The sequence below is a fragment of the Devosia salina genome (assembly GCF_019504385.1).
Classification (GTDB): Bacteria; Pseudomonadota; Alphaproteobacteria; order Rhizobiales; family Devosiaceae; genus Devosia; species Devosia salina.
Genome location: NZ_CP080590.1, coordinates 2,945,005 through 2,966,256 on the forward strand (window position 1 = coordinate 2,945,005; position 21,252 = coordinate 2,966,256).

A 21,252-nucleotide genomic window follows, 5' to 3' on the forward strand; every position below is an offset into this window, starting at 1 on the left:
CACACATCCCTGGCCACAGCGCGCTAGTGAAAGATTCTCTCCATCAGGGCGTCTTTGGTGAGGGAAAAGTCGCTTTCCACCCAGGCCCGTTCGAGAATGGCCAAGGCGGCGCCCATTTCAGGGCCTGGTTTCATGCCCCTATTCTCCAGGTCGGCACCGTTGACGGGCAATGGCGCCACCGGCAGGCGCCCCAGATCCCGCGCCATCTCCGACAGGCGCTCTCGAGGCCAGTCCTGTTCCGCAGCGGCGACGGCCAGACCTTCCACTGCATCTTCACCGAAACGATAGGCGGCCCATCCGAGATCGCCGTTCCGCAGCAGGCGCGCAGCCTCCGCGACTCTGTCGGCCTTCGTAATCACTGCCTTGCTCAGCCGCCAATCCGCCTGCCGGCGCTCCAGCCCCTCTCGGCCAAGCAGCGCCAGACGTGAAATCGCGGACCGGCCGCCCATGGCTTCGTAGCGCAGCAATGCCGGCAATGCCCCCGGCTCAATGCAGAGCAGCCCAAGCTTGTCCATGACCCCGAGCGTCTTGCCGACCTTGGGCAGGGCAAGCATACGCATCATCTCCGATCCGATTCGCTCGCGCGAAATATGTTCGAGGTCATCGGCAGCATCGCGGCATGCGGCCAGCCCCTCCGCATCGAACTGCTCACCGCCATGACTGGCCGAAAAGCGGAAGAAGCGATAGACCCGCAATCCATCCTCGGCGATCCGCCGCGCCGCATCGCCGATGAAGCGCACCCGGCCATTAAGCAGGTCTCCGGCCCCGCCCAGTGGATCGAACAATCTGCCATCGGCATCGCAATAAAGGGCATTGAGGGTGAAGTCGCGCCGCTCGGCGTCGGCCACCCAATCTGTTCCGAACTGCACTTGCGCGTGCCGCCCATCAGTGACGACATCCTGGCGTAGCGTCGTCACCTCCACCGTGGTCTCATCGAGCCGCAGTGTCACGGTGCCATGCTCGATGCCCGTGGGATAGGCGGCGATGCCGGCCGCCTTGGCCCTTTGCATCACCGTCACCGGCAGGAACTCGGTCGCCATGTCGATATCGGCATGCTCTCGAATGCGACCGATCAGACTGTCCCGGACCACCCCGCCCACCGCTCGCGTGCGGCCGTCACGTCCGTCCAGCGCTGCAAAGATCGCCTGTACCGCCGGGCGCGCCAGCCATTCTGCGTCGGTGATCCGATCCGGAATCAAGCCGCCACCTCGCCCACGACCCGGTCGCGGAACAGGCGGGTCAGATTAGCGGTGATCCCCCAGATGACATGGCCATCATGGTCGATCTGCCAGGTGGAATGCTCCTTGCCGCCGCGACTGATGCGAAAGCGTCCATAGCTGCCCGCATCAAGAATACGCATGAGCGGCACCTCGAAAACCGAATGCACTTCACCCGGATTGGGAACGAACGGCCCGCTGGGCAGCACTTCGGCGACGACCGGGACGATGAGATAATTGGTTCCCGTGAAATAGGTCGGCATGTAGCCAAGGATGCGCGCGTCATCCGTCGCCAGGCCCACCTCTTCATTGGCCTCGCGCAGGGCGGCAGCGGCCGGTCCGGCGTCGACACCGTCGATCTTGCCGCCGGGAAAGGCCACCTGTCCCGAATGGGACCGCAGATCCGGCGATCGTTCGGTATAAAGCACCGTGTGCCCCTCGGGCCGCCGCACCAGAGCAATCAGCACGGCGGCGGGAACCGGCGGGCGTTCAAAGGGCCGGAGCGGCTGCCAGTCCGGCACCAGTTCACGCGCCGGTTCGAGGGCGGGCGGTTCGGCCAGCAAACGTCCGGCAAGGCTCTGTGCTATGTCGAGTTCAAGGGTCACGAAACGCTCTGCAGGAAACAGGAAAGCCGCCGAAGTCTAGTTCAGCGACCCTCGGCATGCACCCTCTTTCGACGTTACCGACCGGCCTCGAAGGCAGCGATAGAGCCCTTGAGCGACTTTGCGAGGCTCTTGTCCTCGGCCATCAGCAGCACGCGGGTCGGATCGACCGGGCCGGGGAACTGTATGTTGCCCGGCGTGGTGATGTCCCATCCCAGCGGGCAGTAATAGTCCTGGTCACCCACCAGGAGCACGAACTCCCCTTCCCCCCGGGCAAGAGCCAGTCGGCTGACCTCCCGCGCCAGAAGCTTGCCAGCGCCGCGTTTGCGGAAATTGGGATGGGTCGCCAAGGGACCGAGCAGATAGCCCTTGCGGCCATCGACACTGATCGGGGTCATCCACACCGAACCACAAGGCGTGCCGTCGACTTCGGCGATTAGGCTCAGGCTGGGATCGATGGGAAAGCGCTCACGCACCCGGAAGGCCGTCCGCGCAAACCGTCCCGGCCCGAAGGCAATGGCCTGCAGGTCCTCGACAAATACATCATCGGCAGCGGTGGCAGCCCGAACGGTCGGCTGGCCGGCAACAGGGGTGGAAGCGGCCTCGGCCGCAACGAGCGTGGTCATGGGTCTGATCCAGGAAAGATGTGCAGAGCAAGCTGCGGTCGACCCTCGGGCCTTCCGCTCGAAACGACCGCCTAGGGTCGTCGGTTAGTCTGCAAAACCTTCACCATCCTGGACGCCTCCACGTCTGATTGCGCATTAGCACCCGCTGATTTGGCCGTAAATGGGAATATTGGATTCATGCTGCAATTTCCTTCTCCCGTGCCGCCGCTGTGTCTCGAATGCACAACGCACTGTTCCGTCAGAACGGCCTTCTCCGCTCCCTGTTCCGTCCCTAGCTAGAACAGCAGCGCCGCAACCCATGCCGGCCGCAGGGATTGAGCCTGCGAATGCTGACAGCAAGATGACCGAAAGGAACCCGAGATGGGACGTTTGATTGACGGAAAATGGTCCACCCAGTGGTACGACACCGCCAACACAGGCGGAAAATTCGTGCGCAGCCAGGCGGGTTTCAGGAACTGGGTGACCGCCGACGGCGCTCCCGGCCCCAGCGGCGAGGGCGGCTTTGCCGCGGAGGCGGACCGCTACCACCTCTATGTATCCCTCGCCTGTCCCTGGGCGCATCGCACGCTGATCTTCCGGAAGCTGAAGGAACTCGACAAGCTCATCTCCGTTTCGGTGGTCTCGCCGAAAATGCCGGACGAAACCGGCTGGAGCTTCAAGACGGACGAAGGCTCGACCGGCGATCACCTGTTCGGCAAGCAGACGCTCTGGCAGGTCTATACCCAAGCCGAACCCGACTATACCGGTCGCGTCACGGTGCCGGTCCTCTGGGACAAGAAACGCGGCACCATCGTTTCCAACGAAAGCTCGGAAATCATCCGCATGTTCAATTCGGCCTTCGATGGATTGACCGGCAACACCGACGACTATTACCCCGAGCCCCTGCGCGACAAGATCGACGCGATCAATGCCCGTGTCTATGACGACATCAACAATGGCGTCTACAAGGCCGGCTTCGCCACCACCCAGGACGCCTATGACGAGGCCGTGACCAAGCTTTTCGAGGCGCTCGACTGGATCGAGGGTCTATTGGGCGAGACTGCCTATCTGACTGGTGACACCATCACCGAGGCCGACTGGCGTCTCTTCACCACGCTGGTGCGCTTCGACGCGGTCTATGTCGGTCACTTCAAGTGCAACCTCAAGCGCATCGCCGACTACCCCAACCTCAGCCACTATCTCAAGGCGCTGTACGAGGTGCCGGGGGTCAAGGAAACGGTCGATCTCGACCATATCCGCACCCACTACTACTGGAGCCACACCACCATCAACCCGCACCGGATCGTCCCCATAGGGCCGGAGCTGCCGTTTGTTGGGTGAAACGATAGTTCGACTGCTGCGCCCCCTCTCCCTCTGGGGGAGAGGGTTGGGGTGAGGGGGCCTTTTGGCAAGCGCGTTGCCCGATGAAGGCCCTCTCACCCGGCGCTGCGCGCCGACCTCTCCCCCAAAAGGAGGGTGACTGTGCCTCAATACCCCCAGACCGTCCGCTTCTCCTGGCCGTCGAAATACTCATCGATCCGTTGGCTGGTGGCTGGCGTCACCGTGTCGGGCAGCTTGTGGCGGTCGAACCAACCCACCTCGGCGATTTCGTGATCCGGCTTGCGCTCGAACGCATGTTCGAACTTGTGCGCCACAAAGAAGGCGACGTGGTCGCGATCCGTGACCGGGCTGGTATTGTGATAGAGGCCGAACAGCTCCATCGGTCCGGTCACGCGATAGCCGGTCTCTTCCAGCGTTTCGCGCGCCCCGGCTTCCTCGAATGTCTCGCCCGGCCCGACGCCCCCACCGGGGAACTGCCAGCCGGGCACATAGGTGTGGCGGATCAGCAGGACCTTGTCCCCGTCGATCACCATGACCCGGGCGCCCATGGTCATGCGATGCCACAGCCCCTTGAGGGTCAGGAAAACCTTGGCGCGCACGCGCTGAAAGCGATTCATCATGGTCTTGGCTCCATATCTGCCCCTTGGCTAGCAGAGCTTGGCCCGCGACAAAATCGTGCGTTGTGACGATTGAACGTTTTCTTGGTCGAGGCGTTCTGGCAAAACCCCCGCGATGATCACCCTGGCGCACATTTCCGATATCCACCTCTCCCCGCTGCCCGAGGTGGGCCTTCGAGACCTGCTGGGCAAACGCCTGACCGGTTTTCTCAACTGGAAGCTCAAGCGCCACGGCGAGATGAACACCGAAACGCTGTCGCGCCTCGTCGCGCACATGCAGGAACAGAACGCCGACTTCACCGCCGTGACCGGCGACCTGACCAATCTGGCGCTCAATAGCGAAGTCGAGCGTGCCGGTCAGTGGCTCCGGGCCCTCGGGGGACCCGAGCGCACCGCCGTCTGCCCAGGCAATCACGACGCCTATGTGCCCGGGGCCCTGGATTTTGCCAGGGATCAGTGGGGTGATTACTTAAGGGGCGAAACGGTGGAAGGCGAAGCCTTCCCGTTCGTGCGCCGCGTGGGCGAGATGGCCATTATATCCTGCTCCAGCGCCGTGCCGACCCCGCCCTTCATGGCCATCGGTCGCTTCGAGGAGAAGCAGGCAGCCCGCCTGGCGCGCATTCTCAAGCTCCTGGGCGATGCGGGCTATTTCCGTGTCGTCTTGATCCACCACCCGCCCAATGCCGAACTGCAGCATCCCTCCTTCGGCCTCAAGGGGCACCGCATCTTCCGCCAGGTCATCGCCAGCGAGGGCGCAGAGATGATCCTGCACGGCCACACCCATCGCTCTTCCATCCACCATATCCCGGGCAAGGCGCACGAGGTCCCGGTGATCGGCGTCGCCGCCGCAAGCGCCGCGCAGGGCGGCACGCTGGACGACCCGGCGCGCTACAATCTCTTCCGCATCGAGAAGATCGGCGAAGAGTGGCGCTGCACCATGCGTGAATACGGCTTCCAGCGTCTGGGCGCCGACATCGTCATGCGCATGCAGATGCGCATCTACTGAGCGGCCGTGCTGCGAAGGCGTTTCCTCATCCGTCGAAATCCCCGCCCGTCCCCCGTCGTCCTCGTATAATCTGATGCCGAGGGAGACGCGCATGACCAAGCCCACAACCATCGACGCCTATAACGCAGCACAAGCGGATGATTTTCGCATCATCTGCGACGAGTTACGCGACATCATCGACCATCACCTGCCCGAAGCCGAGAGCAAGATCTGGCACGCCCACCCGGTCTGGTTTCTCGATGGCAACCCCATCGTGGGCTATTCCAAGCTCAAGGGGCCCGTGCGACTGCTGTTCTGGAGCGGCCAGTCCTTCGAGACGCCCGGCCTGGAACCCGAAGGCACGTTCAAGGCCGCCGAAAAACGCTACACATCGTCCGCACAGATAAATTCCAACGAATTGGTCAGTTGGCTCGAAGAGGCCCGCACCATCCAGTGGGACTACAAGAACATCGTCAAGCGCCGAGGCCGGCTCGAACGACTCACCTAGCTAGTCTGGCACCGGCCCTCGCCATTGATCGCCCATTGCGCCGCAAAAGCCCGCCTGTAGGCTGGCCGCGCCTTGCCGCGCTCGACATAAGCCACCAGCGGCGGAAACTCGGCCAGCAACCACTCGTCTGCCCGCCGCAGCACCATCACCATCATCAGGTCACCGGCGCTGAATTCACCGTCGAGCCAATCGGCATCGCCAAGCCGCGCCGCAAGCTGCGCGAGTCGTACCCGGATACGATCCTCCATCTGCGCGAAACGCTCCGGGCTATACCAGCTCTGTCCCCGATCGGTGAAATCGGCCTGCTCGCGCTCCACAATGGGCGGCTCCACCGTGCTGACCGCCGCAAACATCCACATGATGGCCCGCGACCGCGCCTCGGCGTCGGTGGGCAACAGACCCGCATGGGTCTCTGCGATGTGCAGGATGATGGCCCCGCTCTCGAACAGGATCAGGCCTCCTGCCTCGAATGTCGGGATCTGCCCGAAGGGATTTCGCGACACATGCGCTTCCTGCCTGAGCCCATTGAACGGCACCAACCGCACCTCATAGGGCTGTCCGACCTCCTCCAGCGCCCAGCGCACGCGCATGTCCCGGGCCAGACCCTGCCCTCCGTCTGGCGACTTTTCGAAAGCGGTGATGGTTGGGATCATGTTCGGGCTCCGGGATGACTTTTTTTTGCTCAGACGTCAACACGACGTCCAAGGCCCGAGCGCTTCGACAGGCTCGACCGTGCTTCGTGATGCCGGCCTATTTGGTTTCCTGAACGACAAGATCGCTCATCTGAACGGCATCCTCGTCCCCCACCACGGCGACCGCCGCACTGGTTCCCAGGTCGAAGGTCTGCTTTTCTTCCATGGGCAGGCCCTCGCGCTGGCTCAGCCGGAACGCCACGAAACCGATCAACGCAATCTGTATTGTGGCATTGGCGACGAAGAAGCCCTGGGGACCCCAAAGCTCGATACAGGTCGATGACAAGAGCGGGCCAATGGTCGACCCCATGCCGTTGAGCAGCAGCAGTCCGGCCGAAATCTCCACATAGTCGGCCCGCTCGGCAAAATCGAACACATGCGCCGCCGCAATGGCATAGCTCGGTAGCAGGCCCGCGCCGAAGACCGCGCCAAGTCCCATCCAGTAGATGGAGGTGCCCGTCGTCATCACCAGTGCAATCCCGACGATTGCGCAGCAGGCCGCGAGGGCTATGAGTATCTTCCGCCGATCTGTGCGGTCCGAAAGCCTGCCCGCCGGGACCTGCGCAACCGCGCCGCCCAGGACTGCGGCACTCATGAACAGGGCCGCATCGCTGACGCTGCCGCTGACCATGCTGGCATAGGAGGGCGCCAGCGCCCAGAACGAGCCCGTCGCCAGGCCGATCAGGAAGATGGAGACCGTTCCGGTGGGCGACAGCCGGAACATGCGCCGAGGGCGAAAGCGCACGACAGTGATTGGTGGGGGCTGGCTAGACCGCGTCATCACGATGGGCACCGCTGCCAGCGAAACCAGAACCGAAGCGATCGAAAACAGCATGAACGAAGAGGGCTGGAACAGCGTCACCATCATCTGACCGACGGTGATGACCGTAAAATTCACCGTCACATAGGTTGAGATCAGAACGCCGCGGGTCTCGTTGGTGGCCTGATCATTCAGCCAGCTCTCGACAACCAGGTAGAGGCCAGCCAGGCAGAAGCCGGTGATCATGCGCAGGGCGACCCACACAAGCGCGTCCACGGCCATTGGATAGCCCAGCGCCGCAGCCGAGGCGACCGCGACAAGGGCGGCAAAGGTGCGGATGTGACCCACGCGGATGATCATGCGCGGCGTCAGCGCGCAGCCGAGTACGAAGCCGAGAAAATACCCCGAACCCAGCAACCCGATCTGAAAGGAACTGAAGCCCTCGATCCCGCCGCGTATGGGTAACAGCATGAGTTGCAACCCATTTCCCATGATCAGGAAGGCAACGCTCAACAGAATGGAGAACGCTGCCAATATCGGCGTTGGCCTGACGATTGGCTGCATGGCGGGACTTTCCCTGGACGAGTTCTTGCGTTGGCGATCCGGACGGCAGGGCTCTGCCGGGGCCGGGGGAGCGGCAAACGGATCGGTGCTCGCGGGCAGGCTAGCACGGGGAGCGGCCCAGCCAAAAACACATCGGCGGAGCTGCTTCCAGCGCCCCGGGGGGATCCAGGAGCCGCTTGATGAACGACCCGGCCAGACCGTCATGCGACGCCACACTCCCACCACAGGCGCAAATCACCTATATGGAGGTCAAACGAAGCGAGTTGCCCGTGACCGAATTCTTCCGCATCGAACGCCCCACATTCGACCCGGCAACGGGTGAAGCCCGCTTTGCCTACAGGCTCAATGACCTCGGCTTCACCGAAGTGCTGGTGCTGCCGCGGGGCGCCGATGAGGAAATGGCCAGTTCGCCCGCCTTTACCAAACTGATGGGCCTCACCGCCATCGTGCTGGGCGTGAGCTATTTCAAGCTGCGGGCACCCCTCGCCATCGAAGCGCCGGACATTGCGCTGACGGCCGCCGAACGTGCCTTTGTCATCGATGTCTATGAAAACGGCCTCGGGGAATTCTACGCCCGCAACCAATTGTCGCGCTTCGGCAAGCTTGAGCTGTCCGCCCCGCACGACCCGGAGGAGCGCAAGCCCGCGCCACCGCTACCCCACCGCACCCTGCTGCCCATCGGCGGCGGCAAGGATTCGCTGGTCAGCGTCGACCTTCTGACCCATACCGGCCAGGCGTTCACGCCCTTTGCCGTCAACCCCAAGGGACCGATCCTGACCTCTGTCGAGGCCATCGGCTCGCCGCCGCTCTATGTCCAGCGCAAGCTCGACCCGGAGATGATCAGGCTTGGCCAGCAGCCGGGCTACTACAATGGCCACGTCCCCTCGACGGCCATCAATTCCATGATTGCATCGCTCTGCGCCCTGCTCTTTGGCTACAACCAGATCGTGCTCTCAAACGAACGCTCCGCCAGCGAAGGCAATGTGGTGTTCGACGGGCGCGAGACCAACCACCAGTACTCGAAATCCCTCGGCTTCGAGCTGCTGATCGCCGACACCCTGGCCAATGCCACCGGCGGAGCCCTGAAATATTTCTCGCTGCTGCGACCCTATTCGGAGGCGCGCATCGCCTCCCTCTTCACCGAACAGGCCAAGTTTGACGCCGTCTTTTCCAGCTGCAACCGCAATTTCCGTCTCAACGGCAATGACGGTCCCCTCTGGTGCGGCGAATGCCCGAAGTGTCACTTCGTGTTCCTGATCTTTGCGCCCTTCATGGCCAAGGACCGGCTCTTGTCCATATTCGGCAAGAACCTGCTCGATGAGCCGGCCAACGAGCAGTCCTTCCGGGAACTGGCCGGCCTCACCGGGCAGAAGCCCTGGGAATGCGTGGGCGAAATTCTCGAAGCCGCGGCGTGTTTCTACACCCTCACCCGCCTCGCCGACTGGCACGAAGACGCGGTCGTGCGCGCCATCAAGGCCGACCTTTTCGCCCAATATGGCGAGGAGAAGCTGCAATTGGCCATGGCCGAATGCCTGACCGACAGTCATGATCACCATATTCCGCCGGCGCTCGCCGCCAAGGTGGCCGCCTATGCGGTTTGAAGAACCGGTCCTGCTCTATGGCGCAGGGCGCGAGGCCCTCTCCACCCGCGCCTTTCTCAAGACCCGGCAGCCAGACCTCAAGGTGTTCGTCACAGTCGATAACGGCAATGCCGATGTGCCCGAAACCGAGCAGATCGCGATAGCGGACCTGCCGGCCGCCATTCGCGAACACCGCTTCGGCCTGATCGTCAAGAGCCCGGGCGTTTCGCGCTACAAGCCGGTCTTCGACATCGCGCGCGCGGCCGGCATCCCGGTGACCTCCAATCTCAATCTTTGGGGCGCCGCCTACCGGCACGGGCGCACCGTGATCGCCATCACCGGCACCAAGGGCAAATCGACAACGGCCACCCTGGTCCACCTGATGCTGACGCGATCCGGGATCGATGCGGGCCTTGCGGGCAATGTGGGGCTGGCGCCCCTCGAAATCGCCGACAAGCATGCCGTGGTCGTGTTCGAGCTATCGAGCTACCAGACGGCGGACATGAATTTCCTGCCCGATGTGGCAGCGCTGACCAATCTTTATCCCGAACATGTCGACTGGCACGGCAGCGTCGAGCGCTACTACGCCGACAAGCTGCACCTGATCGACCGTGACGGCGGCTTTGCCGTTGCCCTGGGCGCTGCGGCCCGCGGCAATGCCCTGGTCGCCAAGGCAGTGCGCGACCACCGCCGCCTGCTGCCCGACCTGACACCGGAACAGAGCCTGGCCATCGAGAACGCCGTGTCCCGGTCGCGATTGCGCGGGGCGCACAATCTCGACAATGCGCTGCTGGCCGCCCAGATCGCCCTCGGCATCGGGGGAACACTCGATGGCATCATTGCCGGCATTGCCGCGTTTCGCCCCCTGCCGCACCGCCTCGAAGAACACCGCTTCGGCGCCCTCACCATCGTCAACGATTCCATCTCGACCACGCCCGAGGCGACCAAGGCGGCGCTGGCGGCCTATCCGGGTCGCCGCATTGCGCTGATCGCCGGCGGTCATGAGCGCCAGCAGGATTATGCCGAGCTCGCCACCCTGCTCTCTCAGCGCGGCGTCACGACGCTGGCAACCCTACCGGTGACCGGCGAGCGGCTCGCCAGCGCCGCCAGTGCCACGGCACCCGACGTTCTCGTACTCCCGGCCCCCGATCTCGAGGCGGCCATCGCGTCGCTGGTCGAGCACCAGGCGCGCTTCGATACCATCATCCTCTCGCCCGGGGCCCCGTCCTACAATCAGTTCAGGAACTTCGAGGAGCGCGGCGCCCGCTTTGTCGACCTGTGTCGCATGAGCTTCGAGGTCTCGGGGACAGCACCCGGTCAGTAGGCGCTGATCAGCGACTGCGCCGGCACGCCCACTTCGGCAAGGCTCGCCCCGATCTCTTCCAGCAGGACCGGGTCGCCGATGCGACGGCCCAGATAGGTCACGATGCCGAAATTGCGGAAATTGGGCACTTCGAGCACTCGCGGCAATTGCCGGGCGACGGTTTCGGCATCGCCGGACCGTTGCGCCGCGACCAGTGCAAGGACCGAGCCCAGTTCGATATCGGCGCGGGCACAGGTCCGCGCCTGGCTGAGAGCGCGATCGAGCGCACCCGCACGCAGGGCCCCCAGCGCTGGCACGCAATAGAACCAGCTCGGAATCCGGGTCAGGGGCACCGACTCGATGGCTTTCTGGGCCAGAGGGAGCGCCTCTGACATGCGACCGATCAAAGCCAGGTGCCGCGCATGCGCGGCCGTCGCGTCAACACTTGCCGGATTGAGCTGCAGCGCCGTGCCATATTCGGACTCGGCCCGATCATGCATACCCGTCACTTCATGAAGACGCGCGCGCTGCTCCCACACGAAGAACGAGGTCGGAGCCTGCTGCATCGCTGCGTCGAGGAGCGCCTCGGCCTGCTGCATTCGCGCGGCGTAGTCCTCGGCCGTTTGCTGCGTGGCCAAACCGCCTTCGGCGATCAGGCTCGCCTTGGCGGCCAGCACCATTCCCGTGTTCTGCTGACTTTCGGGCAGCGACTGGATACAGGCATTGGCGCGCTCGGCCGCGCCGGCGGAAAGCGTCGTCCGGTACATGACGAACTGCACTGTGCAGAGATAGAAGTTCTGCTGGCCGCTTGCATCGGTTCGTTCGAGAAAGTCCCAGGCGCGGGCATGCAGGGGGCCCCGCGTATTGCCCACCAGCAGCAGCATATCCATCGAGATGGCATCGATGCCCGCGCGGCCGATCAGCTGCTGCTGCGTCGCTTCGAATGACCGGTTCCACACAATGCTGTTGGCCTCGAGGTCGGTGAGGATGGCGCTGACCTGATAGAGACCGGCATCCGTCGGCGCCCTGCGCACCACACCGGACAGTTCGTAGCCTTCCCGCTGGCTCTGTTGCGCGGTGAGGTCGCTGCGGCTGCCCAGGGACACTGCAACATTGGTAAAGGGAGCAAAGCCGGTCACCACTTCGATGGCCAGTGCCGAAATGGCCGCGGTGATCGTCGGATCGCCCGTCAGGTTCTGGAACTCCATCACCCGCAGCTTGGGCATCTGGATGGCCCCGGCGGCAGCGACCTGCTGCTCCCGGCGCGGTCCCCAGGTGGCCAGAGAATAGGTGATCGCCGTTGCGCCCAGCGCCAGAACCAGCAGCACGAACCAGGATATGGTGATATGGCCGCGCGGGCGGTGAGAAGCAGGGGCCAGCCGGGCCGGTTCGGCTTCTTGTCCGATCACCTGTGCGGGCGTGACCGCCGATGCTTCGGTGAATTCGGGGACATAGCGGCCAATCGGGAGCTGAATGCGCAAGGCTTCATCGACACCCGGACCGAGATAGTACTGATCGAGAAGCCCCCTCAACCGTCGGGCCTGCACCCGCACGATCGGATCGGCCTGGGGATCAAAATCCGGGGGGCGGCCGAAGACGTCGACAGCAATGGAATAGGCCTTGATCGTCTGCGCATCGCCATTGAGGCGGCGTTCAACGATATAGCTCAGGAATTTGGCAAGCTGCGGCGAGCGGGCAATATCGGGCCAGGCAAGCAGGCGATCCAGCGCCCGTTTTACCTCCCCCGCGTCTGCCACGTGCTCCGACACCCTGAAACTCCCGCCACAACGCGACTATTTGCGCCGCTTTACATGTAAAACACAAGGGTGGGTTACCCCCGTTTTACCCGATTTTGCCTCCCCCGCGCGGTCAACTTCGATCATACGCCGCCTCGTCGATGTCACGAACTCGACATGTTTCCCGAGCGGTCAGGCCCCGCCGGGCGTGTTCTACAAACCGTATAAACCACCCTGCCCGAGCGACTACGGCTTTCGGACAGCGATGGCGTTTTGTTGTGTTCGGACCCCGTGCGGCACGGGGAAGAGGTGACTGTTGAACGTTTTATCCGACGATAGCCCATTCATCGCGTTGATTGATGATGACGGGCACTCTGCACACCTGCTGACCCGCATGTTGCTGGCGCATGGTGCCCCTGATGTCAGGCATTTCGACACCGCTGAAGCCGGCGAGGATTTCCTGTCGATAACGCTGGCGGATACCGGTCTGGAATGGCCGGGCCTGGTGATCGTCGATCTCAAGGCCCATAGCGGCGCGAACCTCGAATTCGTGGCGCGCAAACAGGCGCTGCTCCGGCAGAAGGGTATTCCCCTTGCCGTCATGATGCAGCCCACCGACCGGGCCGGTCGCCAGGCCCTGCAGGATGCAGGCGCTTCGGTGGTGTTCTTTCGGCAGGCCGAACTGAGTGCCTATCGGCACGAAGCGGCCTCCATAGTCAGTTTCTGGGCGCGCCACCAGCGCCTGGATGCGGTTGGCATGTGACTCCTGCGTCCACAGGTTACATGCCGATTGGCGGAGAGTGATGCTGCGTGCCGGTCCTTTGGATCAGCCTGCATTCCCAAGTGTCCCTCTCCGCCGTTTGAAAAGATCGGCGGTCTGCACCACCGCCGATCCTCTAGCGCCGATCTTGCTTGCAAGGTTTTGCGCATGGGCGCGGATACGACACCTCCCGGTCGTGTCCGTACGGGGGGAGAAGCAATTCGCCGGCGGCGCATGTCCCTCAGTGCTGCCTGGCACGCCTGATTGCTTCTCCCCGCGGCCATTCCTGGCCCGCTAATCTGCCTCACCATGTCTGCCGCGAATGACCTTGTGCGCAAAAAAGCGCAGCGCGGCCATGACCAAGACGGCCAGCAACGCCGTTCCCGCAGCAATGACGTAGTGTCCAAGCGCAGTGGCCATGCCGACCGCGCCGGCGAGCCACATCCCGGCCCCGGTTGTGAGGCCTTGGACGCCCGCCCCGCTCCTGAAAATGGCTCCCGCCCCGAGGAAGGCGATGCCGGCCGTCACCGCTTCTACGGCGCGAATGGGATCGGGGTTGGTCTGGCTGGCCGTCTGGATGGTGTGAAAGATTTCAAAGGCCAATATGGTGAACAGGGCTGCTGCCACAGAGACGAGAATATGCGTCCTGAGGCCTGCCTCTGCGGTGTGCATCTCCCGCTCGATTCCGATCACGGCGCCAAACATCGCCGCGAAAAGCAAACGCAGGCCGATGATGTGCGCAGGCAGATAGGTGTCCACCCATCCGATGCTATTGCCGATATCCATGAGTGTGTTGCCCGAAATGGTGACGCTGCGAGCACAACACGCAGGCCGGTCCACGGTTCCCGCCGCCGCAACCGGTCGTTAACGCAGAAACACGGTCCCGCCTGGCGATTAAGCCGGTGCTAACGCGCCTCAATAAAGACTGCGCCGAGATTTTTTCGGGGGCGCTGATGCAGGTGTCGGGATCAACCCATTTCACGGCCCGGTTCCTGCTGCCCATAGCCGCGGCGGCCGGGATTACCATGCTGGCACTGGCCGGGTTCCTGGTCTGGTCGGCCCGCAGCATTGATGCCGATGCGATGAGCCGGGACCGGTTGCTGCTCGAGCGGGCCCTGGAGGAGCTTCAGGAGAAACTGCTGCTCGCCCAGGAAGAACTGGCGACCTGGGACGAGGCGGTCACGGCCTTCCACGAGCGCGACGCCGATTGGCTCGTCGAGAATATGGGCGTCGCCGCTTTCGACACCTTCGGCCATAGCCGCACCCTGATCCTGGACCGCGACCGCAATGTCGTGATCGCCATGCGCGACGGTGGACGGGTCCGGGCCAAGGCAGCCGGTGGGGCCGAACCGGACCTCGCCCCCTTCCTCGACAGGATCGACAGCCTCGAGGCCGAGGCACAGATTTCCGCCTATAATGCCGGCGTCGCCGACACGCCGCCCCAGGCCATGGACTTTGCCCATTTCGAGGGGCAACCGGCATTGATCGGCGCCATGCCCATCCTTTCCTATAGCGGCGAAAACGCGCCGGACGTGGGGACGGAAGCGATCTATGTCTCGGTCATCCTGCTCGATGCGGCGCTCGCCGCCGAACTCGGCGACCAGTACCGCATAGGCGTCCCCGCCTTCCTGACTGCCGCGCCGGACAGCAGTGCCGATGCGGCTCTCTCGATCACCGATGCGGCCGGCACGCCGATCGCCTGGCTGACCTGGCAGGCCGACCTGCCCGGCACGCGGCTGTTGCAGGCGGCTTCCCCCGCGCTGGTCAGCGCCATGGTGATCGGGTTGCTGATCGTGGGTCTGCTGCTGCGCAGCCTCCACCGCGCCCTCTTCGCATTGCAGGCCGAGCGCGAGGAAGCCAGCCACCGCGCCCAGCACGATCCCCTGACCGGGCTGGGCAACCGCACCCTCTTCCGCCAGCGCCTTGGCGAAAGCTTCCGGGCCATGCCGGCCGGCGAGCCGCGCCTGGCCGTCCTCGCCCTGGACCTCGACCGGTTCAAGCAGGTCAACGACACCATGGGGCATCAGGCCGGCGATGAATTGCTGACGGCCGTGGCCGGGCGGCTCAATGCGCTGGTCCGCCCCCAGGACACGCTGATCCGCTTCGGCGGCGACGAATTCGCCATCATCCAGCCCGGCATCACCAGCCACGAACAGCCCCAGGCCCTGGCGCAGTCGATCATCGAGGCGCTGTCGCGTCCGGTGGCGCTGGCGGCCGGCCTGGCCCATATCGGGGTCAGCATCGGCATCGCCACCGCGCCGGACCTGGCGCATGGCGAAACCGAATTGCTGCGCTTTGCCGACGACGCGCTCTACCGGGCCAAGCATGGCGGCCGTAACCGATATTGTCTGTACAGCCCCAGTTTGCCGCCGGAACCCGCCCGCCGTCAGGCGCAGCTGCGCGAGGCCCTGTCGGCACAGCGCAGCTCGGCCTGAGGCCCGTCAGCCCGCCGGCTGCGCCAGCGCATAGACGAGGTAGAGCACGGCGAAGACGACAACGATGCCGATAAGCGAGAGCAGCAGAACCCGCAGGTTCATCTTACGCGGACTGGCCTGTCGCACCTCGGTCTGGTTCTTCTTCGGGTCATAGGTTTCCATATGGCTTCCTTCCGTGGTCGCTAGACCAACGGCACGCAGCGCCTGCGGTTCCGTGCCGTGCCGGAACAAGGGCTTGACGAGAAGGGTCGGCGAGCCGACTTTCCGGCATGATCCATTCCGAGACCAAGCCCATGACCAGCCCTGCCCTTCTGACCCGCATGATCATGGCCGGGCAGGGAAAGGAGCCGGCCGACATCGTCATCCGCAATATCGGCCTGCTCGACGTGATCACCGGCGCCGTCACCACCACAGATATCGCCATTGTCGCGGACCGCATCGTGGGCACTCATGCTCGCTATGACGGCAAACAGGTGATCGACGGCAGCGGCCGCTTTGCCGTGCCGGGCTTCATCGACACGCATTTGCACATCGAATCCTCGCTGGTCACCCCGCTGGAATTCGACCGCTGCGTCCTCCCCTATGGCGTCACCACCGCGCTCTGTGATCCGCATGAGATCGCCAATGTGCTGGGCGCCGAGGGCATTCGCTACTTCCTCGACAGTGCCGAGCGCACCATCATGGATGTGCGCGTCAATCTCTCCTCCTGCGTGCCCGCGACCCCGTTCGAGACCGCCGGTGCCCGTCTCGAGATCGAGGACCTGCTGCCGTTCCGCAATCACCCCAAGGTGGTCGGCCTGGCCGAGATGATGAACTTCCCCGGCGTGCTCAACGCTGATCCGGGTATTCTGGCAAAGCTGCTCGCCTTCCAGGACGGCCATATCGACGGGCATGCGCCACTGCTGCGTGGCGAGGCGCTCAATGGCTATCTCGCCGCCGGCATCCGCACCGACCACGAAGCGACCAGCGCCGCAGAGGCGCGCGAAAAGCTCGCCAAGGGCATGGCCATCCTCATCCGCGAGGGCTCGGTCTCCAAGGACTTGAAGGCCCTGGCGGAAATCCTCGACGAGAACAGTTCGAGCTTCGTGGCGCTGTGCACCGACGACCGCAACCCGCTGGACATTGCCGAGGAGGGGCATCTGGATAGCTCCATCCGCCGGCTGATCGCCATGGGCCGTCCACTGCACCATGTCTATCGCGCCGCCAGCCACTCGGCCGCGCGCATCTTTGGCCTCAGGGACCGCGGCCTCCTGGCGCCCGGCTGGCGTGCCGACATCGCCATCCTCGACAGTCTCGAGGATTGCCGCGTCTCCGACGTCCTCGCCGGGGGACGGCTAGTCACGCCCGAACTCTTTGCCACACGCGAAATGGTGGCACCGGTGGGCCTGCAGTCCATGAAGGCAAAGCCGGTGACCGCCGAGGCCTTCGTTACCGAGCCAAAACCCGGGCAGAACCGGGTGCCGGTCATCGGCGTCAGGCCCGGCCTTATTCTCACCTTCCGCGAGGAGGCGAGCCTGGCGCATACCGAACAGGGTCTGCAGCCCGACCTCGACGCGGACGTCATCAAGGTCGCCGTCATCGAGCGCCACGGCAAGAACGGCAATATCGGCCGCAGCTTCGTTACCGGCTTCGGTCTCAAGCGCGGCGCCATCGCCTCCTCGGTGGGGCATGACAGCCACAACATCACCGTGGTCGGCGCCAATGACGCGGACATGGCCGCGGCGGTCAATCGCCTGATCGAGCTGGGCGGCGGCTTTGCGGTCGCTGATGGCGGCAGGGTGACGGCCGAACTCGCCCTGCCCATTGCCGGGCTCATGAGTTTGGAAAGCTTCGAACAGGTCGCCCATGACCTGCATCATCTGCGCGACGCTGCCCGGGCGCTCGACTGCGTCCTGCCCGAACCCTTCCTGCAGGTGGCTTTCCTGGCCCTGCCGGTCATCCCGCATCTCAAGATGACCGACCGGGGCCTTTTCGACGTCGATGCGTTCGACTTCGTGAGTTGACCCGATGAGCCTCCCCTCGCTCTATCTGGCCTGGGTGGAGGATCTGCCGCCGCGGCTCAACGGCGTGCGCAAGAAGCGTGGCATCGGCGTGCCGATGAACGATGGCGTCGTACTCAAGACCGATCACTATGCCCCGGACGCCCCCGGTCCCCACGCCACCATCCTCATGCGCCTGCCTTATGGACGACGCGGCTTCGGCCCGGTCGCCGAAGCCTATGCCGAGCGCGGCTTTCATGTGGTGGTACAGGCCTGTCGCGGCACAGAGCGCTCGGGCGGGCAGTTCGACCCTTTCGCCAATGAGCGCGCCGATGGGCTCGCGACGCTGGAATGGATCAGGGCCCAGCCCTGGTATGACGGCCGCATCGGGCTCACAGGCCCCAGCTATCTGGGCTATGCGCAATGGGCCATTTGCGATGCCCTGCCCGAAACGGCGGCTCTGGCGACCAAGGTGACTACCGCCGATTTTCGTCCGGTGGTCTTTCCCGCCGGAGCCTTTCATCTCAATCTCTGGCTCTCCTGGGTGCAGGTGATCGAGGGACTGCGCAACCGGCCTCTGGCCACCGCTGCCCGCATGTTTTCCGGCGATATCGAGCGCCGCACCGACAAGGCCGCTGCCGTCCTGCCCCTGATCGAAGCCGACAAGGCCGTTGTGGGTCACCGGGTCGGTTTCTGGCGCCACTGGTTTGAAAACGCCATCGGCAATGACGCCTTCTGGACCGACCTCGATCACCGCCACCGGCTGACCGAAACAACGCCGCCGGCCCATTTCATCTCCGGCTGGTACGATTTCATGCTCGACCCCCTGCTGGCAGACTACCAGCGGCTGGTGGAACTGGGACACCGGCCCTATCTCACAATCGGCACCTGGTTCCATATTGCCGAGGAATTGCAGCGCGACAATCTGCGCGAGACCCTTGCCTGGATGCGCGCCTGGCTCAATGGCGACCGCTCCGGCCTGCGATCCCGGCCGGTGCGCATCCATATCTCGGGCTGCAACGAGTGGCATGAGTTCGACCGCTATCCCCCCGGCCCGGCAACGCCGCGGACCTGGATGCTCGGCGCCAGTGGCGAGCTGATCGATTCCGGCACACCGAGCAACGGCAGCAACCGCTATCGCTTCGATCCGGCCGACCCGACGCCCAATCTGGGGGGCGCCATCTTCGCCTTCACCGGCGCGGGCGCGGTGGACAATGCGCGGCTGGAAAACCGCCCCGATGTGCTGACCTATACCGGACGCGTGCTCACCAGTGCGCTCACCGTCATCGGATCGTGCCAGGTGACGCTGAAGGCCCGCGCCAGCCTGCCCCATGCCGATTTCTTCGTCCGGCTCAACGATGTCGGCCCCGACGGCATTTCGCGCAATATCTGCGACGGCTTCACGCGGGTCACCCCGGAGACGCCCGTCGACGCGGAGGGCAATTGGTGCCTCACCATCCCCTTGCATGCCACGGCGCACAGTTTTCGCCCAGGTCACCGCCTTCGCCTGCTGATCGCGTCGGGTGCCCATCCCCGCTACGCCCGCAACATGGGAACCGGCGAGCCGATCAACACCGCCACCATCATGCAGGCCAATGATATCGAGATCCTGCATGCCGGGACAGCGCTGACCCTGCCGACCTATAATCTGGCCTGAGCCCAGCAGCGCGATATTGCCCGCCTCTGTTTTCCACCGGCCTCCCAAACCCCGCCCTCGGGTCCAGGCAGCGCGGGCATTTGTGCCGTCCCGCTCCTGCCCAGGCAGGGCTCGCCGCCCCCTTCCCAGCATGGCGCAGTCATTGCACCTTGCCATTTTTGTTATTGTACATAACAATCCTCCTGCATCAATGATGCTCAAGGGAGGAATGAGATGACTTCAGGATGGCGGAATACGGTCGCGCTTGGCGCACTAATGACGGCAGCCTCATGGGCCGGATTGGCCCAGGCTGCGGCTTTCGATTGTGCAGACGTGGCAACGCATGATTTCGGGGTCGATGACCTCGTGATTACCGAGGCCCTGGCCGAAGCCGTCGGCGAGAACGCACCGGTGGCTCACTGCCTGGTGCGCGGTCATATCGCCGAGCGCACCGGCCTGGACGGCAATACCTACCGGATCAGCTTTGAGCTGCGCCTGCCGGATGACTGGAACGGCCGCTTCGTGCACCAGTTCAACGGGGGCAATGATGGCGCCGTGGTCCCGGCCATGGGCAATCTGCTCAACGCCGACCCGTCCGACACCGCGCTGGCCCGCGGCTATGCGGTGGTGTCGAGCGATGCGGGACACGACGGGTCCGTGCATCCCGAGGCCGGCCTGGCCGGAGGCGCAATTTTCGGCTTCGACCCGGAGGCCCGCAGTGACTATGGCTATGGCGCCGTCATGAAGCTCAACCTGGTCGCTACCACCATGGTAGAGGCCTATTACGGCGACGCGATCGCCTATAGCTATGGCGTCGGCGGCTCCAATGGCGGCCGCCATGCCATGGTGCAGGCAACCCGTTCACCCGAGGCCTTCGACGGAATCCTGGCCGGCTATCCGGGTTTCAACCTGCCCCGCGCCGCGATCCAGCATGCCTGGGACGTGCAGAGCTTTGATGCGATCAATGGCGACGTGCGCAAGGCCTTCACGCCTGAGGACCTCAAGCTGGTTTCCGACGCCGTCCTTGGCGCCTGTGACGGCCTTGATGGCCTCGAAGACGGGATCATCGCCGACAGCCCCGCCTGCCAGTCGACCTTCGACATTTCGACGCTCACATGCGAAGGCAATGCCACCGAGGCCTGCCTGACTGCCGCACAGGTCGAGGCGCTCCGCCGCATACATGCCGGCCCGACCAATTCCAGGGGCGAGGCGCTCTATTCCAGCTGGGCCTGGGACCGCGGCATCGAGTCGGGCGACTGGCGCTTCTGGAAGCTCGAAAGTGGCATACCGCCCTGGGATGGCATGCCGCTCATCGCCACGATGGGCGCATCATCTCTTGCGCAAATCTTCTCCAACCCGCCAGTCCAGGTGGAAGGCAGCCCTGCGGCCCTGGAGCAGTTCCTGCTCGGTTATGACTTCGATACCGACGCCACCGTCGATGCCACCGATGCGACATTCACGGAGTCCCCCATGGACTTCATGACACCGACTGACGTGGACAACCCCGAAATGGCCGACTTCCGCGACGCTGGGGGGAAGATGATCGTCTTCCACGGCATGAGCGATCCGGTCTTCTCGGCCCTCGACACCATCCGCTGGTATGAGCAACTCGACGCCAACAATGGCGGCAATGCCGAGGATTTCACCCTGCTCTATACCGTACCCGGCATGGGCCATGGCTCGGGCAGCCCGGCCACCGACAAGTTCGATGCATTTACGGCTCTGGTCGATTGGGTCGAAAACGGCACGGCCCCGACCCATCTGGTCGCCACTGCCACCCCGGACAATCCATATGTCCCGGACCTGATCGGTGTCACCCGCAAGCTCTGCCCGCACCCCGCCATTGCCCGATATACCGGCGGCGACGAAAAGAGCCACGAGAGCTTCACCTGCGAGTAGGCATGCAGCGGAGCATCGATGCTTCCGCACTCA

Annotated in this window: 19 protein-coding genes; 10 read left to right on the plus strand and 9 right to left on the minus strand. The window is 64.2% G+C overall.

From position 1 onward, the window contains the following. Window positions 1–23 precede the first annotated feature (23 nt). The 3 genes from K1X15_RS14475 to K1X15_RS14485 all read right to left on the minus strand — a co-directional run bounded on the left by K1X15_RS14475 (window position 24) and on the right by K1X15_RS14485 (window position 2,445). Window positions 24–1,199: a CCA tRNA nucleotidyltransferase gene (locus tag K1X15_RS14475; protein ID WP_220304323.1), complete on the minus strand. Its 1,176-nt coding sequence runs from the start codon at window positions 1,197–1,199 to the stop codon at window positions 24–26. After that, window positions 1,196–1,822, minus strand: a complete 627-nt coding sequence (locus tag K1X15_RS14480) for a CoA pyrophosphatase (protein ID WP_220304324.1) — start codon at window positions 1,820–1,822, stop codon at window positions 1,196–1,198. The genes K1X15_RS14475 and K1X15_RS14480 overlap by 4 nt, the downstream gene beginning before the upstream one ends. A 74-nt stretch (window positions 1,823–1,896) precedes the next feature. Beyond that, entirely contained in the window at window positions 1,897–2,445 is a 549-nt protein-coding gene (locus K1X15_RS14485; RefSeq protein WP_220304325.1) for a GNAT family N-acetyltransferase, read from the minus strand. Between the two features lie 360 nt (window positions 2,446–2,805). Between K1X15_RS14485 and K1X15_RS14490 the strand changes: the two genes are divergently transcribed. Beyond that, the gene (locus K1X15_RS14490) at window positions 2,806–3,765 is read left to right on the plus strand and encodes a glutathione S-transferase family protein (protein WP_220304326.1); all 960 of its coding nucleotides are present in this window, start codon (window positions 2,806–2,808) and stop codon (window positions 3,763–3,765) included. A gap of 146 nt (window positions 3,766–3,911) precedes the next feature. On the opposite strand, the gene K1X15_RS14495 is transcribed toward K1X15_RS14490, so the two are convergent. After that, entirely contained in the window at window positions 3,912–4,385 is a 474-nt protein-coding gene (locus K1X15_RS14495) for an NUDIX domain-containing protein (RefSeq protein WP_240549501.1), read from the minus strand. Between the two features lie 112 nt (window positions 4,386–4,497). On the opposite strand from K1X15_RS14495, the gene K1X15_RS14500 reads away from it, so the two are divergent. Both K1X15_RS14500 and K1X15_RS14505 read left to right on the plus strand, forming a co-directional pair. Then, the gene (locus K1X15_RS14500; protein ID WP_220304327.1) at window positions 4,498–5,388 is read left to right on the plus strand and encodes a metallophosphoesterase family protein; all 891 of its coding nucleotides are present in this window, start codon (window positions 4,498–4,500) and stop codon (window positions 5,386–5,388) included. Window positions 5,389–5,479: 91 nt separating this feature from the next. Next, window positions 5,480–5,875, plus strand: coding sequence for a DUF1801 domain-containing protein (locus K1X15_RS14505; RefSeq protein WP_240549502.1), 396 nt, complete (start codon window positions 5,480–5,482; stop codon window positions 5,873–5,875). Here K1X15_RS14505 and K1X15_RS14510 read toward each other — a convergent pair. After that, entirely contained in the window at window positions 5,872–6,528 is a 657-nt protein-coding gene (locus K1X15_RS14510; protein WP_220304329.1) for a glutathione S-transferase family protein, read from the minus strand. The two genes, K1X15_RS14505 and K1X15_RS14510, sit on opposite strands and share 4 nt — an antisense overlap. Before the next feature lie 97 nt (window positions 6,529–6,625). Next, window positions 6,626–7,891 (minus strand): MFS transporter, encoded by a 1,266-nt coding sequence (locus K1X15_RS14515; RefSeq protein WP_220304330.1) that lies wholly within the window; start codon window positions 7,889–7,891, stop codon window positions 6,626–6,628. A gap of 179 nt (window positions 7,892–8,070) precedes the next feature. Between K1X15_RS14515 and K1X15_RS14520 the strand changes: the two genes are divergently transcribed. Then, window positions 8,071–9,492: a MurL-like N-terminal domain-containing gene (locus tag K1X15_RS14520; RefSeq protein WP_220304331.1), complete on the plus strand. Its 1,422-nt coding sequence runs from the start codon at window positions 8,071–8,073 to the stop codon at window positions 9,490–9,492. Continuing rightward, window positions 9,482–10,795: a UDP-N-acetylmuramoyl-L-alanine--D-glutamate ligase gene (gene murD, locus K1X15_RS14525; protein WP_220304332.1), complete on the plus strand. Its 1,314-nt coding sequence runs from the start codon at window positions 9,482–9,484 to the stop codon at window positions 10,793–10,795. The genes K1X15_RS14520 and murD overlap by 11 nt, the downstream gene beginning before the upstream one ends. Here murD and K1X15_RS14530 read toward each other — a convergent pair. Beyond that, a complete protein-coding gene (locus K1X15_RS14530; RefSeq protein ID WP_220304333.1) occupies window positions 10,789–12,543 on the minus strand; it encodes a tetratricopeptide repeat protein in 1,755 nt (584 codons plus the stop codon). The two genes, murD and K1X15_RS14530, sit on opposite strands and share 7 nt — an antisense overlap. A gap of 283 nt (window positions 12,544–12,826) precedes the next feature. Here K1X15_RS14530 and K1X15_RS14535 point away from each other — a divergent pair, with 283 nt between their 5' ends. Beyond that, on the plus strand, window positions 12,827–13,273 hold the full coding sequence (locus tag K1X15_RS14535) for an ANTAR domain-containing protein (RefSeq protein ID WP_220304334.1): 447 nt from the start codon (window positions 12,827–12,829) through the stop codon (window positions 13,271–13,273). Between the two features lie 291 nt (window positions 13,274–13,564). On the opposite strand, the gene K1X15_RS14540 is transcribed toward K1X15_RS14535, so the two are convergent. Continuing rightward, window positions 13,565–14,029, minus strand: a complete 465-nt coding sequence (locus tag K1X15_RS14540) for an MgtC/SapB family protein (protein ID WP_240549503.1) — start codon at window positions 14,027–14,029, stop codon at window positions 13,565–13,567. A 194-nt stretch (window positions 14,030–14,223) separates the two neighbouring features. Between K1X15_RS14540 and K1X15_RS14545 the strand changes: the two genes are divergently transcribed. Next, entirely contained in the window at window positions 14,224–15,705 is a 1,482-nt protein-coding gene (locus tag K1X15_RS14545) for a diguanylate cyclase domain-containing protein (protein ID WP_220304336.1), read from the plus strand. 6 nt (window positions 15,706–15,711) lie between these two features. On the opposite strand, the gene K1X15_RS14550 is transcribed toward K1X15_RS14545, so the two are convergent. Beyond that, entirely contained in the window at window positions 15,712–15,867 is a 156-nt protein-coding gene (locus K1X15_RS14550; RefSeq protein ID WP_220304337.1) for a hypothetical protein, read from the minus strand. A gap of 131 nt (window positions 15,868–15,998) precedes the next feature. Between K1X15_RS14550 and ade the strand changes: the two genes are divergently transcribed. The 3 genes from ade (at window position 15,999) to K1X15_RS14565 (ending at window position 21,219) form a co-directional block, all read left to right on the plus strand. Further along, window positions 15,999–17,708 (plus strand): adenine deaminase, encoded by a 1,710-nt coding sequence (gene ade / locus K1X15_RS14555; protein ID WP_220304338.1) that lies wholly within the window; start codon window positions 15,999–16,001, stop codon window positions 17,706–17,708. A 4-nt stretch (window positions 17,709–17,712) separates the two neighbouring features. Beyond that, window positions 17,713–19,341 carry a CocE/NonD family hydrolase gene (locus K1X15_RS14560; protein ID WP_220304339.1) on the plus strand — a complete coding sequence of 543 codons (1,629 nt, stop codon included), beginning with the start codon at window positions 17,713–17,715 and terminating at the stop codon, window positions 19,339–19,341. A gap of 312 nt (window positions 19,342–19,653) precedes the next feature. Beyond that, window positions 19,654–21,219 carry a tannase/feruloyl esterase family alpha/beta hydrolase gene (locus K1X15_RS14565; protein WP_240549504.1) on the plus strand — a complete coding sequence of 522 codons (1,566 nt, stop codon included), beginning with the start codon at window positions 19,654–19,656 and terminating at the stop codon, window positions 21,217–21,219. The last annotated feature ends 33 nt before the right edge of the window (window positions 21,220–21,252 follow it).

Excerpts from the sequence above, each read along its gene's own strand:
- K1X15_RS14485 (WP_220304325.1), bottom strand. The coding sequence starts at position 2,445 with ATGACCACGCTCGTTGCGGCCGAGGCCGCTTCCACCCCTGTTGCCGGC.
- K1X15_RS14490 (WP_220304326.1), top strand. The coding sequence starts at position 2,806 with ATGGGACGTTTGATTGACGGAAAATGGTCCACCCAGTGGTACGACACC.
- K1X15_RS14495 (WP_240549501.1), bottom strand. The coding sequence starts at position 4,385 with ATGATGAATCGCTTTCAGCGCGTGCGCGCCAAGGTTTTCCTGACCCTC.
- K1X15_RS14500 (WP_220304327.1), top strand. The coding sequence starts at position 4,498 with ATGATCACCCTGGCGCACATTTCCGATATCCACCTCTCCCCGCTGCCC.
- K1X15_RS14505 (WP_240549502.1), top strand. The coding sequence starts at position 5,480 with ATGACCAAGCCCACAACCATCGACGCCTATAACGCAGCACAAGCGGAT.
- K1X15_RS14510 (WP_220304329.1), bottom strand. The coding sequence starts at position 6,528 with ATGATCCCAACCATCACCGCTTTCGAAAAGTCGCCAGACGGAGGGCAG.
- K1X15_RS14515 (WP_220304330.1), bottom strand. The coding sequence starts at position 7,891 with ATGCAGCCAATCGTCAGGCCAACGCCGATATTGGCAGCGTTCTCCATT.
- K1X15_RS14520 (WP_220304331.1), top strand. The coding sequence starts at position 8,071 with ATGAACGACCCGGCCAGACCGTCATGCGACGCCACACTCCCACCACAG.
- murD (WP_220304332.1), top strand. The coding sequence starts at position 9,482 with ATGCGGTTTGAAGAACCGGTCCTGCTCTATGGCGCAGGGCGCGAGGCC.
- K1X15_RS14545 (WP_220304336.1), top strand. The coding sequence starts at position 14,224 with ATGCAGGTGTCGGGATCAACCCATTTCACGGCCCGGTTCCTGCTGCCC.
- K1X15_RS14550 (WP_220304337.1), bottom strand. The coding sequence starts at position 15,867 with ATGGAAACCTATGACCCGAAGAAGAACCAGACCGAGGTGCGACAGGCC.
- ade (WP_220304338.1), top strand. The coding sequence starts at position 15,999 with ATGACCAGCCCTGCCCTTCTGACCCGCATGATCATGGCCGGGCAGGGA.
- K1X15_RS14560 (WP_220304339.1), top strand. The coding sequence starts at position 17,713 with ATGAGCCTCCCCTCGCTCTATCTGGCCTGGGTGGAGGATCTGCCGCCG.